General features: G+C 40.9%; 9 protein-coding genes. 2 read left to right on the top strand and 7 right to left on the bottom strand.

Features of this window, described 5'->3' with window-relative positions; translation table 11 throughout:
* Positions 1-55: 55 nt before the first annotated feature.
* The 6 genes from B2O97_RS19235 to B2O97_RS19210 all read right to left on the bottom strand — a co-directional run bounded on the left by B2O97_RS19235 (position 56) and on the right by B2O97_RS19210 (position 11,019).
* Positions 56-1,900 carry a glycoside hydrolase family 2 protein gene (locus B2O97_RS19235; RefSeq protein ID WP_286767930.1) on the bottom strand — a complete coding sequence of 615 codons (1,845 nt, stop codon included), beginning with the start codon at positions 1,898-1,900 and terminating at the stop codon, positions 56-58.
* A 38-nt stretch (positions 1,901-1,938) separates the two neighbouring features.
* Positions 1,939-3,984 carry a beta-L-arabinofuranosidase domain-containing protein gene (locus B2O97_RS19230; protein WP_286767929.1) on the bottom strand — a complete coding sequence of 682 codons (2,046 nt, stop codon included), beginning with the start codon at positions 3,982-3,984 and terminating at the stop codon, positions 1,939-1,941.
* Positions 3,985-3,986: 2 nt separating this feature from the next.
* Positions 3,987-4,661 carry a DUF3823 domain-containing protein gene (locus B2O97_RS19225; protein ID WP_046675395.1) on the bottom strand — a complete coding sequence of 225 codons (675 nt, stop codon included), beginning with the start codon at positions 4,659-4,661 and terminating at the stop codon, positions 3,987-3,989.
* Positions 4,662-4,671: 10 nt separating this feature from the next.
* Entirely contained in the window at positions 4,672-6,492 is a 1,821-nt protein-coding gene (locus tag B2O97_RS19220) for a RagB/SusD family nutrient uptake outer membrane protein (RefSeq protein WP_159333086.1), read from the bottom strand.
* Between the two features lie 4 nt (positions 6,493-6,496).
* On the bottom strand, positions 6,497-9,658 hold the full coding sequence (locus B2O97_RS19215; RefSeq protein ID WP_159333087.1) for a SusC/RagA family TonB-linked outer membrane protein: 3,162 nt from the start codon (positions 9,656-9,658) through the stop codon (positions 6,497-6,499).
* A gap of 200 nt (positions 9,659-9,858) precedes the next feature.
* Positions 9,859-11,019, bottom strand: a complete 1,161-nt coding sequence (locus tag B2O97_RS19210) for an aldose epimerase family protein (protein WP_046675393.1) — start codon at positions 11,017-11,019, stop codon at positions 9,859-9,861.
* Positions 11,020-11,195: 176 nt separating this feature from the next.
* Here B2O97_RS19210 and B2O97_RS19205 point away from each other — a divergent pair, with 176 nt between their 5' ends.
* Both B2O97_RS19205 and B2O97_RS19200 read left to right on the top strand, forming a co-directional pair.
* Positions 11,196-14,351 (top strand): sensor histidine kinase, encoded by a 3,156-nt coding sequence (locus B2O97_RS19205; RefSeq protein ID WP_286767928.1) that lies wholly within the window; start codon positions 11,196-11,198, stop codon positions 14,349-14,351.
* 2 nt (positions 14,352-14,353) lie between these two features.
* Entirely contained in the window at positions 14,354-15,133 is a 780-nt protein-coding gene (locus B2O97_RS19200) for a response regulator transcription factor (protein WP_046675391.1), read from the top strand.
* A gap of 52 nt (positions 15,134-15,185) precedes the next feature.
* Here B2O97_RS19200 and B2O97_RS19195 read toward each other — a convergent pair whose 3' ends face one another.
* Positions 15,186-16,649 carry a glycoside hydrolase family 76 protein gene (locus tag B2O97_RS19195; RefSeq protein ID WP_286767927.1) on the bottom strand — a complete coding sequence of 488 codons (1,464 nt, stop codon included), beginning with the start codon at positions 16,647-16,649 and terminating at the stop codon, positions 15,186-15,188.
* Positions 16,650-16,788: the final 139 nt, after the last annotated feature.

The raw sequence follows: 16,788 nt of genomic DNA, 5'->3' as shown, positions 1-16,788 counted from the left end.
TACTTTCAGCTATAAATTTAGGCCGCAACACGGGTTGCGGCCATATCGCTATCAATTATTTGGTAGGTGCATTATAAAGCGCCTGATGTGCAGCCTTCAATTCTGCTTCAGGCATTTTTACAACTTTTCGATCATAAGTCATCAAACCATTTGTTTCTACTTCCACATCTGTTGTCTGTGTATAAACAGCGGCCGACAATCCCATCGGAATTAGACGTGTCAAATCATGGATAAGACGTTTGTAACGCTCCAATAATTCCGTTTTATTTTTAAAACTTTGGTATCCCCAGTTGTCTTTCTGTTGCCAAGAATGTCCGTCTATCGGTAATCCCAGACCACCGAATTCACCCAATGCAAGCACTTGTTTAGCACCAAACAAATTTGGATCAGGCATGGCTGCATCCGGATAATTATGGATATCCAAGATATGTCCAGTTTCCATAAAGTTACCACCACTGGCGCTATTTACGAGTCTTGACGGGTCATTAGCCACGGTCCATTCCGTAATTTCCTTCGTTTTGAATTGCCCCCAAGCCTCATTGAAAGGCACCCAGATGACAATACTTGGATAGTTGTGCAATACCTCCATAATGGTTTTCCACTCTTTCCGGTAGTAATTCTCAGATTCCTGTGAACGTACTTTATCCCGATTGCCACCTGAAATCTTTCCCGGTTGCATATCCCAATGATTTCCACCAAGATCGCCGCTAGGCATATCTTGCCAGACAAGCATACCTATACTATCACAGTACCGATACCAACGTGCCGGTTCTACCTTGATATGCTTACGGATCATATTGAATCCCATTTCCTTTGTTTTGACGACATCAAACTTCAGCGCTTCATCCGTCGGTGCGGTATGTAGACCATCCGGCCACCAGCCTTGATCCAATGGACCATATTGGAAAGTAAACTTATTGTTTAACATTAAACGTTGAACGCCGTTTTCATCTTTCTGCATGGCTATCTTCCGCATGGCGAAGTAGCTTTTCGCCTGGTCTACGATTTTTCCTTTTCGAATCAGCTGAATTTCCAGATCATAGAGTTTAGGGGTACTCGGCGACCAGGGCTCCAGATTGGGTACCGAAAGATCAAAAGATGTATTGGGTTGTCCTATTTGTTCTTTAATAAGCTTTCCGCCATCCAATGCACGCACCTTTATTTCGTCGCCGGCTTGGCTTCCCTCTACGGAAGCTTGAAAGGCCAAGACAGCATCGTCCAATCGCGGCGTCTGTTTGGTACTTACAATATAAGCTTGTGGAACACTTTCTAACCAAACGGTCTGCCAAATTCCCGTCACTGGTGTATACCATATTCCATTCGGCTTGTTCACCTGTTTACCCCGTGGTTGTGGACCATCATCAGTCGGATCCCATACCCGAATGGCTATTTCCTGTTTCGCTCCTTTCTTTAGGAAGCTTGTCACATCCATCGAAAATGGATCAAAACCACCTTCATGTCTTCCGACCAATTGATTATTTACATACACATCACATTGCCAATCTACGGCACCGAAATGCAACAGGACCTTATTTTTATGGACAGACTTGTCCAATGTTATGGTATTATTATACCATAAGGCTTTATCTTTTCCAACCTCTTTACCAACACCGGACAATGCCGATTCAATAGCAAAAGGAACAAGGATGTTGCCGTCCCATTGCCGAGGAATCTCTTTAGTACCTACCGGAGTGACAGCATATTTCCATAGTCCATTTAAATTCTGCCAGTTATTGGTTCTGATTAATTGTGGCCTAGGGTATTCAGGATGTGGCTTTTGGGCCGTTACTTTCTCGCCCCAGGGGGTTAATATATGTGATCCGGCGGGTTTCCAATCCTGAGCAAAGTTCAATTGTGCTGCCATCATCAAACTGGCAAAAAATAAGGTTTTCTTCATCATAAAAAATCGTTAAGTCATTTATTTATATCGTATTTATATTATTTCACCGTGGGAAAAGCAGCAATGCGCAAACGTGCTGCTCCCATTGGAATTAGTTCAACTTCCTGTACCTCGCTTTTGCTTTCCACGGGGCTCAGAGGCAATACCCCCGTTAACCCGTTTTCATCAATTTTCCACCCATCGATACGTTTCGCTTTCACAAGAATCGAAATAGGTACTGCTTCTGCGTCGAAAGGAAATGCATCTTTAGGCCATGGTCGTTTGACCACTTTTAGGTGGTCAACAGCTTGCAATTGATTTTGTACAAGTCCGTAATTCCAATCACTTGCAGGAAGGATTTCATAGGATGGCCACTTGGATGGATCTGCAGTCTCCTGCCATTTGGAATCTCCTATTGCCGAAGCCTTACTATCTTTTTTCACATAATTCTCTTTGATTTTAAGGGCATAGGTCAATGGTCCACGCTGGATACTCACTGAATTTTTATTGGCTGTCCATGTTTTCAGATCTATGGTCATTGGTAAGGAAAGTTCGACCTTGTCGCCGTCTTTCCACTGCCGTTGAATCCGAATATATTTTGCACCAGCTTCCACAGCTTGGCTTTTACCATTAACCGTTACTTTCGCTTGTTTCGCCCAGGCTGGAATACGGAGATAAAAGGGAAAATCAACCGTTTTACCCTGTGTTCCTATTTCAAATCGTAGCGATTCTTCAAAAGGATAATTGGACTCTTGCCGGATCTGAATAGCCTGCTTGTTTCCGACGTTGATTTCAGCCTTTGATGCGGCATATAGTACTGCCGCAACACCATTATCATTCGTTGCCATATACAAATGCTCAGCATAATATGGCCAGCCCTGACTGTGATTATGTTGACAACAGCGTGAACTGAAGGGATTCATCATTAAAAATGGCCCGTTATTATCAATTCCAGGAGCATGATTATGGCTGTCGCTGATGGTCATATTTGGACTTGTAATATACCTTAAGGCCTTGAAATCTGCTGTTACGGCTGCTGGATAGGTATTGAAAGCGACTTCCTCCGCATGATCTGCCCAAAATGGGTCGCCTGTTATCCCAAGAAGGATTTCATTGGACGCCATCTGTTCGACCATACCACAGGTTTCCACCCCTTGACGGGGATCGGTATATCCTGGACGTGCATTTTCATCGGCACCGAACATACCGCCTGGAACCTGACCAAATACCTGCCTGACAAAATGAAAATTAGCGTAGGTCGCATTCAGGTCTTCACTCGATTGGCTTTTCAGATAATAGGTTGCCGGCTCTCTGAAACACTGCGCTACATTAACATTATGCCAATTCGGCAAATCATCTTTCTGGCGCCAATTGGCGGTATTCCGATGGATTTTATCTGCTAAATCCATCAGCCATTCATTCCCCTGTGTTCTATTATAGAGCCAATAAACCGAGAGCAGATTGTCACCACCCCGACTATTTTCCCAATAGTCTTTAAGAAAAAAACTATCCGGCAAATTGGCCTGCCATTTAAAATAATTGGTCATCAAGGTTAAGACACGTTGGTCACCGCTATATTCATAATAAGATTGCAGGCACCACAACATCAACATATTCCCCCAAAGATCTGGTTTGTTGTTACGCAGCATCAATGGCCCAAAGTATCCATCAGGACGCTGGCTTTTTAGTGCGGCTTCCAACCATATCTTTGACTCCGCTAGGATTGTAGGATCTTTTAAGATGTAGCCCAGATTAGCATAACCTTTTAGCCAATAAGGAACTTCTTCCCAGCCATAATCTCCTTTCCCATCCGTACTTAACCAAGCATTATTTTTTTTGGATATCCAAGCGCTAATTTCGCCCAAATGACCTGTGAGACCATCTTTTTGCAACGCTAGGTACTTCCCTAACCAGCCTTCAGGCACTATACTGCCTACCGGCAATTTCAGCAAGGCATTTTGTCTCAGTGGAGCCCTATTGTTCACGTATTGTGTATTCTTACCTGTCAACGGCAATTGGTTTACGGAAGTTGCTATTCTTGATTGAGCCGACGTAGCTAAGCCAAACCCCAACAATAAGCTTAAAAAGCCAATTCTTTTAATCATTTTTATTTTAGTTTCTTTGGTTCACTATCGTACAGCGCCTCGGTAATCCCATTTACCCGTAACCCTACGCGCGCATACACCGCTGCGCTCTTGGTCAAAATATCTTTGATATCCAGTTCCAATTCGACATGGCCGGCATTTAATCCAGTTTTTTCCATCTTATATGTATATTGGCCCAAATCCACAAATTTTGTATCATTGACCAATAAGGTGACTAAATCAATCGTTCTTGAAGCATCTATCGTTTCGATATCAAAAGATGCTTTAAGGATATTTCCTTGTGTGTTATAGGTTATATTACTCATCATGTAGTAGGGTTTCACCTGATAATCCACTGTGGTATTGCCCTTCACATCAACTAGCAACGTATCGGCGCTGCTCACCCATGGTCCATTTCCACTGGTTGTCACCAATTTGTACTTTCCATCGAAAAGTTTCGTAGAAAACGAACCATCTTGAGTTAAATAAACATTAATAGGAGACCGAAATTGATAACCATCCTGCCAGAGTTGAAGATAGACCGATTGATTGGATCCTCTCAGCCCCAAAGGTTTGGAATTATAGGTTACATGTCCGCTTAATGTGCTTTGTGGTGCATCATAATTATCTTTGCCACAAGCAAAAACACCCAAGAGTAAACACAAACCGACTATTAATTTACAAAAAAAAGTTTTCATAAGAATAATGCTATTGATAAGGATTTCGGACTAGCTTCGGATTGTTGTTAATCCAATTTTGGTCAATGAAATTATAATAGTTCTGATATTTAAAATTTCGCGGATAGAGCGTATGGCTAGATTTCTGTTTCTCGAAAACCCACTTACCATTGTTAGGATCCCCAGGAGCGTATATTTTATACGGAAATAGGGCATAGTGCACCGCATTGTAATTATCAGCACTTCCGTTCCAGATTTCATGGGCGATGCGCAAACGTTTCAAATCCCAATAACGATGATCTTCGAAAGCAAATTCAACGCGACGCTCCTGAATGATATCATTTAAAGAAATAGTCGTCAATGCTTGTATTCCCGCGCGCTCCCTGATCTTATTGATATATCCAGTCAACTCAGCTTGCGGTTTACCAAGTTCAAGCCCCGACTCTGCAGCGATCAACAGAAATTCAGCATAACGAAAACGGACAAACCAAATATCCGAACCGCGCCCGCGTGTAGAGGCATCTTTATTTTCGTCAATAAACTTCCGGATATTAAATCCAGTTTTATTGACATACATATCGTTGGAAGTCGTAGGGCCATCCTCACTCGTAACAAGTCCGCCAAATTTATCATTTGAGGAACCAGGCGAACCTGTTACTGTCTTCCATGTACCATTTTCTTTATACCGAACCCCCGCCTGATAAGTTATTTTCGTTCCAGCAAAATCTGCTCCGGGGTAAATTACCGTACCATACAAGCGTGCATCCTTATTGGCAAAAAGATCTTCGGGATTTGTATAATAAACATAGTCACCAGCAGCAGTCTTCGTTTTCAGATCCCCTTTTCGATCATTTGTATATTCAAATGCTTCCACCAAATTGAGTACTGGGGTTACGAAATTGGCATCAATATCACCGCGGACTGATGATGCTATATTATTATTGGTAAAAGAATGGGTCTCACCAGGATAAGCATAGTCTTTTGCCCAAATTACTTCATTGCTTGATTTTGAGGTTACGGCAAGATAGAAGTTTTTGCCCTTATCCGGATTTGCATTATACAGCGCATAAGGACTATTATTTATTATATCCAAAGCGGTTTCATAAGCTATTTGATAATATTTAGTTGCTTCAGATGCAGGGATACCCACCTCATTTCCTGCAGTCTTCACGTCTGGAGTTTTATAGTTATACTTGGCTATGGAAGCAGCATATAAACTTGCGCGGGCTTTTAACGCCAAAGCTGTCCATTTATTGGCTCTCGCCGAATTGATGGTTTTCTCTGTACCGAGCATTTTAGCCGCTTCAGTACATTCACTGATGACATAATTATAGCTCTCAGCTTCCGTGGCTCTCGATAACTGCAGTTCGGCCGGATCCATCCCGCTTGTATAATCATATACCTTATCTCCCACCAATGGCACTCCCCCCAAACGCTTGATCATATTGAAATACGTCCAAGCACGAATAAAACGAGCCTCCCCTTCTATGCTCTTCTTATTATTATCGTCCAGTGTCGATTGACGGACACCCACAATAAATTGGTTTAAATTGCGGATCAATTCGTAATCATACATCCGCCAAAAATCATTTGGAAACTCCTGCATATTGTTAGGAGAACCACTGGAAAATCCGGCTTCATCTAGCATTGCAAAGGAGCCGTTGTCGCCAAACTGCTGGCCCCAGCTGACTCTTCCGTAATAATTGGCCAACACTGACTTCACCATATTTTGATCTGAAAATATCTGATCATCGGTAAAAATTGCCTGTGATTCCCGGTCCAAGAACTTATTACAGCTTGAAAATGTACATACTAAACATACACTCCATAAAATAACCTTCCTCTTTATCATGTTATTAAAAAGTTAAATTAACACCCACATTTATAACCCGGTTTGTTGGGTATTGAACACCTGAATCACTTGTGATTTCCGGATCGATCTTCATATCACCCAAATTATCTATACTGAAGAGATTCTGCATCATCGTATATATTCGTAATTTTTGGATTCCACGAGCTTTCATCCACTTATCTGGCAAGGTATATCCAATCTGAAGATTTCTTAGTTTTATATAATTGACATTGGTGAGCCAAAAATCGCTATGCCAATAATTACTATGGTTTTGATTTCCGCGAATCAATGTTGGATACTTGCCGGGAATCAATGTACTATTCGGGTTGGTAATATCACTGAGCATCCATTGATTCTCCATGTAATATTGCGGATTATTTCCACCATCGTGGAAAGGGTTCATCGCTTCGTAATTGGGACGATAGGATGCAAATGCTGCTCCTGTCAAATCCATGGCCAGATCAAATCCCTTGAATTGTCCGCCCAGATTAATTCCAAAATTGAAATATGGAAGTCCGCCTTGCCGATATCCTATTGGCCGCTGATCCAGCTCATTGATCACTTTATCCCCATTGATGTCTTCATATTTTATATCTCCTGGTCTCAAGGTAGAATTACCTTGACGGTCATTGTCTACATCGTAATTGGCAATTTCTTCCCAGGACTGAAACTGTCCAGTAGCATGTAAGCCCCAATTTAGATAGGCGTAGCGGTCAAAAATGGAGTTCCGATATTGATCCCAGGAATTCCCAAACCGGGGTTTATATTGTTCACCATCAATCTGACGGGCAAATGTAAAATTACCACCGACAAAGTAATTGAAATCGCCAGCCTTACTCCGCCACATAATTGAGCCATCGATACCCTTATGCATATCGGAGTTTAGGTTTTCATAAGGCAGACTAAAACCAACCTCATTTGGTATCAATACATCATTTCTGGAGGCCGGTAGACCGCTTCTTTTCCGTCGAAAGAAATCCAAGCTACCAGTCAATCTTCCCTTTAATGTGCTAAAATCAAGCCCCACATTCAACATGTGCGCCTCAATCCAGGAAAGCGTTTTGACAGGAAGTCCACGGGGTTGGGTGCCAATAACATATTTTCCGTCAATCGTCGAACCTTTGGAATTATAGGTATATCCGCTCAGGTAACCAAAAGCATAATATTTCCAATCATCCAAATTGTCATCCCCCAATATCCCGTAAGATCCCCGAAGCTTAACATCATCAAGTACCTTCCGCATGCCATCTGTCCAAAACTTTTCAGAAGAGATCCGCCATCCCGCGGATGCTGAAGGAAAAAATCCCCATCGACTTCCAGGAGCAAACTTCCAGGATCCATCATAACGCGATGAAAGTTCTAAAAGATATTTTTGATCGTAGTCATAATTGACCCGACCTGCAAAGCCGGCTCTTGCTTGCGTATTTACTCCAGTATCATTATAGGTATCCATCGTTTGAAAATAGATCAAACTCAATGCATTTGATGCTGGTCTGTCGTGGACATAAATATCGGGGTTATCTCGTTTTATTGACTCCGCGGCTAATACAGCATTCACACCATGCTTTCCAAAACGTTTGTTATAATTTAAAGTGAATTGTGTTGAAATTTCTTCGATTTGAGCGATAGACCGCTCCCGCCAAGGGTTATCCATGCTAAATATAACTGGATAGGTATCCGTTTTTTCATCATAGCCATACAATTTGTAAGTGAACTCCTGATTATCCATCCACTTATTAGCCAAATAGTACCCTACCGTTCCTTTGGCAACCAAATCATCTGTAATCTTATACTCGGCATTAAAATTTAGTTGCATCACCCGCCATTTTTCCTGATATGTACCCGATAGATCATAATTCAGCATCGCAAAATTCGTCTCGGTATTGGCGGCAGTTTGTGTTGGATAGAGCGGATTGTCGTTGGCAAATGGCCGCGCAGTAGGTAAGTTGCGGTAAATGGCAAATAAGGCTTGCCAAGTATCGTCAGCACCGGGTACCCCAGGTTGTTTGCGCTGTTCGATCCGTCCGTTCAAATTGGCCCCGATTTTTAATCGTTTAGATACGCTCGCATCAATGTTCATCTGAACATTAGTACGTTTGAAACCACCATAATTACGGATAATGGATTGTTGGTCGAGATGCCCGGCACTTAAGTAATAATTGATTTTTTCGGACCCACCGCTCACATTTCCAGAAACATAGGTTTGCGGACTAGTTTTTAAGATATAATCGTACCAATCAAATGGGCGGTAACCTTTTTCCGTCCCCTGCTGCCATTTTTCAAGATCGCTTAATGAATACTTGGGATCCTTCACACCAAGAATGGCATCCGATTGAATGTAGCTCTTTACATAGGTACTTGCATCTGCAGGCTTGGGAAAGCGAAACATACTTTGCCAGCCATAATACGAATTGATATTAAAGGTATTGTTGTCGCCCCGCTTCCCCTTCTTTGTCGTTACAACCACCACTCCGTTGGCTGCGCGTACACCATAAATCGCTGCGGACGCATCCTTCAAAACCGAAACAGATTCGATGTCATTGAAGTCCAAATTATTGAATTGGCCTTCATCTTTTTGAACACCATCGATCACATACAAGGGAGTGCCCATATTCCGGATGCTGATCCCCGTCCATGCGCCGGGGCGTCCATCTGACATCCGGCTATTGACCCCTGCAATCTTCCCGACCAAAGCTCCTGAGGTTGTAGTCGCAACAGATCTGGAAATATCCTGCGAAGAAATTGCCGTGATTGCACCAGTAACAGATTCCTTCTTTTGTGTACCGTACCCGACCACAACCACTTCGCCGATACGTGAATTTTCATCGTCCAATGTAATGGCTAAATCAGCACTCGCTACGACTTCTTTGGAGAGGTAGCCTACAGATCTTACGGTCAAAAGTTCACCGGCATTGACACCCGTCAGATTAAAATTACCTTTCGCATCTGTTGAGACTGCGAGACTGGGTTTGGATTTCAATGCGACTGTCGCTCCCACGATCGGATTGCCCTCTTTATCCTTAACAACCCCTTTAATTGCTTTTTGCAACTCGATCCCATCAGAAGAAACTGGGAATAAATTTGCTCCCTTTGCTAAAGGAATAAAACTGCTCGCACAGCAGAGCAAAGTAGCAGAAATTGGCAGACATTTAAGACCCTTAAACATACCTAGATTGATTAGTTTGTATAATTGATTTGTCCAAAATTAAGGTATATTCAATCGGACAGGCTTTCGTTTTTTCTCAAAAAACTGCCTATTTGTATCAAATAATTAAAACAACCTAAAACGTTTTAAAGTCTTTTAAACAGAGAAAGTACACCTCTTTTCAGTGATGTACTTTCAAACCAATCATTATTAAATATGTATTATTTTACCGAAAAACGATACAGGGATTTCGTTTGATATACTTGCCCCGGGTTCAGGACTGTTGTTGGAAAAGCTGGCTGATTCGGAGCGTCCGGAAAATGCTGCGGTTCAAGGCAAAAAGCCGTACGGAAGGAATCTTTTTTACCATTCTTCAATTGTACTTGTTCGTTCATAAAGTTGCCGCTATAAAATTGAATACCAGGTTCGGTTGTCAGAATATCCATGACCACCCCTGATTTATCACCGATCACATGTGCCGCTTTAAACCAGTCGCCATCTTTCTCTTTACTTAAGACAAAATTGTGGTCATAGCCCTTTCCAAAACTAAGCTGCTGGTCATTGGCATTAATATCTTTTCCTATCGGTTTCAAGGTTGTAAAATCAAAAGCTGTTCCCTTTACCGGTGCTAATTGCCCTGTGGGTATTAGTGTACTATCTACTGGTGTGTATTCATTGGCAAACAATTGAAGTTGATGATCCAGAATGGTACCACTTCCTTCACCGTTTAAATTAAAGTAAGCATGGTTGGTCAAATTGATCACCGTCTTTTTATCGGAAGTAGCACGATAAGCTATCATCAATTCATTATTATCGTTCAGCGTATAAGTCACCTCCATTTGGATGTTTCCTGGAAAACCCTCGTGTCCGTCAGGTAAGGTGTAAGCAAATGTAAGGGATGATTTATCTGACGATTTTAATGTCCAATTGGCAAAATGCACACCTTTAAAACCGCCATGCAGGGTATTAGGACCGTTATTTACCGCCAATGTATAGGTTTTATCATCCAACTTAAATTTGCCTTTGGCGATCCGATTACCAAAAGGCCCTACAATAGTACCAAAAAATGGTTCTTTGGGATTATTATAATCAGCCGCTTTAGAAAAACCCAAAACCACATCGCATAACTCACCCTTATTGTCAGGCACCCATAATCCCACTAAACGTGCACCAAAATTGGTAAAATAAGCTTGTACGCCATTTTTATTGCTCAGTTCATATAGATACGCCTGTTTTTGATCAATAGTTCCGCTGAACTGCGCGGTATCCATGAAGGCCGATAAAGAATCTGCTTTGGGAGTTTTAGAACCAGTCGGCTGCTGGCAAGACACACTAAAAGCAAGTATTGCAGAAAGACCCAGCAAGGTCAATTTTCCTCTCATTCGTAATATTTTAAAGGGTTTATAATCTTTGTTTAGATAGAACTTACGTCCTTTTCTAGATTTTTTATAATTTTAACGATTACAATCTATAAGCTAAAGTCTTAAATTTTTTAGAAATTTTAAGATTAAATTGTTTCATTTTAGCTCTATTTTGTATCAATAACCAAAAAATGATCATGATCAACCTGAAGCCTTTACGATTGCTATTTATCCTGTTACTCCCTTCCATGCTATATGCGCAGCCCTACTATTTCAATCATTATCAAATCAATGAAGGTTTGTCAAACAATGCTGTCATTTGTAGCATGCAAGATAGTCAGGGTTTTCTTTGGTTCGGTACAAAGGATGGATTAAATCGCTTTGACGGTAACAATTTCAAACATTTTGATGCCACCCAATCTGGGAAAAACAGCTTGGGTGGTAATAATATCATCTCCTTGAAAGAGGACTTTCGAAAAAGAATTTGGATTGGAACAGATCAGGGAATCTATTGCTACGATCCCGTCGACGAGCAATTTAGATTACTGAGCAAACAATTTGAAAATGCGGACGTACCCGTCATTGTTACCGATCAACGCAAAAGGATCTGGTTTATATCCAATGGAATGCTCTATTGCCATGATTTGGTTAGTCACGCAATTCAACAATTTACAAAATCGGACCTCTATATTACGTCTATCAGCTGCACAAAAAATGGAACTGTATTTTTTGGAACTCCTGAAGGTAAGATCTTCCAGATAGGTTCTTCTGGAAAACCCGCACTCATGCTTGACTTTCAAGCAAAATATGGTCCTAAAGACTGGTTTAGTATTGAGAAAATAATGGAAAACCGCGATGGAGACTTATTGATTGGCACGTCGAAAACTGGGGTTTATAGCTACAATTTTAAAAACAAGTCCCTCAAGTCAATTCTTGGTCCTGACAGGCTGCATCAATTTCTCTATGTAAGAGATATTATACAGCCAAACGATCATGAATATTGGTTTGCAACGGAATCTGGCCTCTTCATTTACCAAATAGCGAGCGGAAATTACATCAACATTCAGAAAGAACAAGAAAACCCTTGGGGGATATCTGACAATGCCATTTATAATATCCTACAAGATAAGGATGAGGGTATTTGGCTGGGAACCTACTTTGGTGGGATTAACTATTATCACAAGAATAATAGTATAATCGAAAAATTCCTCCCACAAGATCGCCCCGGGAGCTTAAAAGGCTCTGTCGTTCGGATTATCAAAAAAGACATCAACCAAGATATATGGATAGGCACCGAAAACGGAGGTCTATCTAAATTGGATCCTAAATCGGGTTATATCCAGAACTTCTCCGATAAACAGGGGAATCTGGCAAATAACAATATTCACGGTATTCTCCCTATTGGCGACAAACTATTGATTGGTACTTTCGTCAATGGTCTGGACATTTTTTCGCCAAAGCTTCAAAAAGTTATCTATCACATCGATCGTAACAGCAATGTATCAACATCCGATCTCCAAAGTAATTTTCTTTTTTATCTCTATAAAACTCGAAAAGGAGAAATCATGGCTGCATCCACACGCGGCCTATACCGCTTTGATCTAGAAAAAAAATCTTTCCACCTTATTGATAATGTCCCAGAATACATGTTTTATACAAGCATTTTGGAAGATAAAAAGGGGAATATCTGGGTCGGAACGTGGCGTGATGGACTATTCTGTTATCATCCGACCACACGTTATTTCAAACACTATACGCATCATCAGAACGATCTCAATTCCTTGCCCAACAATAGGGTCAACAGTATATTTGAGGACTCAAAAAATCAAATTTGGATAGCTACCGAAGGTGGGATGGCTAAAAAGAAATCAAATCAGGATGGCTTTGAAAACATTGGCCTGGAAGAAGGAATGCCCAGTAATGTGACACTCGCCTTTTTAGAAGATAAACAAAATAACCTTTGGGTGAGTACTTCCAAGGGCCTGGTACGCTACCATCTTCCCAGTGGAAAAAAACGCATCTTCAACTTGGAGTCTGGCCTACCGACTATTCAGTTCAATTACAATTCATCCTTTAATGATGACAATGGAAACTTTTATTTCGGCACCATCAATGGACTGATACGTTTCAATCCCGAAAGGCTCAACCAAATCAACTACAAGAATCAAATTCCGATTTACATCACTAATTTTTACATCAACAATAGGGCGATCAATCAGTACACCGATACAAATATTCTGTCCAAATCAATTCTGTTCACGGATAAAATCAAACTGAAACACGACGAGTCATCCTTCAGTCTTGATTTTGCGGCATTACACTACCAAGCCCCCCATTCCATTCACTATAGCTACAAAATGGATGGTCTCGACGACAATTGGATAGACATTACAAGCAATCAACGAGCTTACTTCACCAAGCTAGCGCCCGGAAACTATGTTTTTACTGTAAAAGCAGAAGATCCAAATGGCAATACAATCCCCACTTTTGCTAGTCTTAAAATCACTATTCTTCCTCCGATCTGGGCAAGTATACCGGCCTTTGTTTGCTATGCTCTAATCCTTGTGGGGCTGATTATATTTGTTATTCATCATTTCAATGAAAAGATCAAACAACGCAATCGACAACATCTTTTAACCGTACAAAATCTACGCGAGCAAGAACTCTATCGCTCAAAAATCAATTTTTACACCGATGTTGCGCACGAAATACGCACACCGTTGACATTGATCAAGGCCCCCTTAGAGAAGCTTATGGACAAAGTCGATCACAATCCTGTAACCGACAAGCTACTATTGACCATGCAAAACAACACGGAGAAGTTGATTGCCCTTAGCAATCAGCTATTGGATTTTAGACAGGTCGAAACGGAAGGATTCAAATTACACTTTGAATCAGAAAACATAAGCCAAACGGTCCAGGAAATTATCAACAATTTTACAGTCACATTGCAGGCGCAGGACAAGCAGATGGTATCGCACATTATGCCAGATATCATAGGTCAAGTCGATATCGACGCATTCGACAAGATATGTTACAACCTCTTGAATAATGCCCTGAAATATTCTTCATCCTATATTGAAGTGAATTTGAATATGGATAAACAGAAAAATATCTTTATATTGACCGTGAAAAACGACGGAGCTTTAATTCCTTCAGAAGAAAGGGAAAGAATTTTTGAACCATTCAATCGCTTAAAACAAAATAAGAATGTTCCTGGAAGCGGCCTAGGCTTGGCATTGACAAGGTCCTTAACGTTAAAACACCAAGGTACCCTGTTATACAGTACAAACGACCTCCAATTGAACGTATTTAGTTTGACATTGCCTTTGAATCACAATACAAACCCATAATTATGAATGCCAAATCCAATTTATTATTAGTAGATGATCATACTGAACTACTTGAATTCATTGCGGATGATCTCAATGAGGATTATCAGATAACAACGAGTTCCAATGGTAGGGAAGCGCTGGATTTATTAGCCACTGAATATTTTGATCTGATCGTCAGCGATGTGATGATGCCAGAAATGGATGGTTTTGAACTCTGTCAAAAAATTAAAGAAGATATCGCATATGCACACATTCCAGTTATACTCTTAACGGCAAAAAATAGTATTGAATCAAAAATTCAGGGTTTGGAGTATGGTGCCGACGCTTATATTGAAAAACCTTTTTCACCTGCCTTTTTAAGAGCACAAATCGCGAGTTTATTAAAGAATAGAGTTAAAGTCAAGGAATTTTTTATTAAAAATCCGATGTCGCAAATACAGCAAATCGGTCAAAATCAAAGTGAACAAGAGTTTTTGTTGAAGATTGAAGAAATCATCATGCAACACCTCGATGACCCACAGTTTAATGTCGATCGGATGGCCGATATTCTCTGCATGAGTAGACCTACCCTCTATCGCAAAATTAATGTGGTATCGAGCCTATCGCCCAATGAACTGATTAATTTAACGCGGCTCCGAAAAGCAGCAGAACTGCTCATCCAAAAGCAGCATAAAGTCTACGAAATTTCTAATTTACTAGGCTATAGCTCCGCGACTCATTTCTCTCGTAATTTTCAGAAGCAGTTTGGACAGAGCCCTACTGAATTTCAAGACGCCCAAACTGCTTTATCTAAATCATAACGATGCAGACAATTCTATCCCAACCAAAATAAGTGCCTCATTAGGGGAGCATCTATTTTGGTTGTTCAACTTGCGCAAGTGTAGCATACTGTGCCGCAAAAGTGAACATAAACATTCCCTCCAGATCATTCTTGCTTTTATCTTTTGCCCAACCTCCGAGCAAATCATTTGGCAAAAATCCTTCGCTCAAGAAATGCGTATAGCCATAATCCAAGTTTTCCTGAAAAGACTTCACATACATCCCAGCCTTACTATAATTCGGTAATATAGTGGTATAGCCTCTTAACAAAACACCGTTAAACCAGTTATTAAAACCGTCTGTCGCATACGTATAATGCTCAGGAATCTGCTGCCCTAACTTTCCAAAATAAGTAAAAGTCGCATCGGCCAGTTTCTTGCCATCTTCTAAATAGCTTTTAGCTTTCGTAACACGATATAAGTCTGCTGCTCCGGAAATCATCGTTCCACTATTATAGGAAAATGCAGTTCCGACGGCTTTTCTGAGTTCGGTATTTTTTCGGTATCGCACACCGTTGACCGTTTCATAAGCTATCGAACAATCTGGATAACAATCACCCATCATATCCGCATAGACACCTTTTTCATTAAGAAGATTTGCTTTTTGCCAGTCATAAATCCTTTTAGCAAAACGGAGATAAAAATCGGCCTTCCGCTCTTTTTTAGCAATACGGGTTAGTTTATCTTTCTGATCGATCGAATGTGCAATTATTTGGTCTCCTTTGTTTTTATAGATTTCATACAATGTAACAAGCGGACTAATGATCGGTGCATTACTACAGGCATGCTTCGTTACATATCCTGGTCCCCATGGAATTCCGCCATGCTCTTTCCCTTTCTCATCCAAAGTACAATCCCAACCATCAAGAACATAAGCCGTAAGGTACTCCGCTTCTTGCAAATAGCGATCTTGCCCGGTCAAATGATAAGCTTCCAATAATTCCCGTACCAACCACATCTGATCATCATAGACGTTCAATACGCCCGTTACATTTGCTTTTCCTTTTTCTCGAACGCGATCGACAGCATACACTGTCCATTCTTTATGCTGCGTAAACGACGTTAGCGTAAAGGTCCCTAAATAATAGGCTGCATTTGCATGAAGCTTAGCCAATAAATCTACATAGCGGGAATAATACATTTTATAAAGCTTGCCGTTATCTACCTTCTGTTGTTTTTTCAAGCCACTCAACACAGCGTTTACAGCTTCTATGGAAGCAGAATACATCCATACACTAGCTGTTTCTTCGGATCGAACCTTCGTAAATGGGTTATAAAAACGATGCATTTTGAAATCTTCACCGGAAAAATAGACGTCCATTGATCGATCAATCAATTGGATTGCCCGTAAAAGATTCTGCTGGCTTTTATTTTGATCATGTACTGATCTTTGGGTGTGCAATTCTTGCGCATAAGCCTGTTTTACGCAGAGGGGTGATACTGACAGCGAAATTAGAGAAAGTGCCCAAAAAGGCCGGTTGGAAAAGAATTTGATCATGATACGGTTTTAAATTGATTAAGTAGTCTTTCATTCGCTTCGGTAGAGCGTGATAACTGTGTATGAAGATAAGCATTTTTTGGACAAAAAAAATCGCATTTTTTGAAATGCGATTAAACTATTTGCCCTTTTGCTTAGC

The organism is Sphingobacterium sp. UBA865 (genome assembly GCF_002295765.1).
In the GTDB taxonomy this organism is placed as follows: Bacteria; Bacteroidota; Bacteroidia; order Sphingobacteriales; family Sphingobacteriaceae; genus Sphingobacterium; species Sphingobacterium multivorum.
Note: the sequence above shows the minus strand (reverse complement) of the source record. Positions and strands in the feature narration are given on the sequence as shown.

Excerpts from the sequence above, each read along its gene's own strand:
- B2O97_RS19230 (WP_286767929.1), bottom strand. The coding sequence starts at position 3,984 with ATGATTAAAAGAATTGGCTTTTTAAGCTTATTGTTGGGGTTTGGCTTA.
- B2O97_RS19195 (WP_286767927.1), bottom strand. The coding sequence starts at position 16,649 with ATGATCAAATTCTTTTCCAACCGGCCTTTTTGGGCACTTTCTCTAATT.
- B2O97_RS19215 (WP_159333087.1), bottom strand. The coding sequence starts at position 9,658 with ATGTTTAAGGGTCTTAAATGTCTGCCAATTTCTGCTACTTTGCTCTGC.
- B2O97_RS19225 (WP_046675395.1), bottom strand. The coding sequence starts at position 4,661 with ATGAAAACTTTTTTTTGTAAATTAATAGTCGGTTTGTGTTTACTCTTG.
- B2O97_RS19210 (WP_046675393.1), bottom strand. The coding sequence starts at position 11,019 with ATGAGAGGAAAATTGACCTTGCTGGGTCTTTCTGCAATACTTGCTTTT.
- B2O97_RS19235 (WP_286767930.1), bottom strand. The coding sequence starts at position 1,900 with ATGATGAAGAAAACCTTATTTTTTGCCAGTTTGATGATGGCAGCACAA.
- B2O97_RS19200 (WP_046675391.1), top strand. The coding sequence starts at position 14,354 with ATGAATGCCAAATCCAATTTATTATTAGTAGATGATCATACTGAACTA.
- B2O97_RS19220 (WP_159333086.1), bottom strand. The coding sequence starts at position 6,492 with ATGATAAAGAGGAAGGTTATTTTATGGAGTGTATGTTTAGTATGTACA.
- B2O97_RS19205 (WP_286767928.1), top strand. The coding sequence starts at position 11,196 with ATGATCAACCTGAAGCCTTTACGATTGCTATTTATCCTGTTACTCCCT.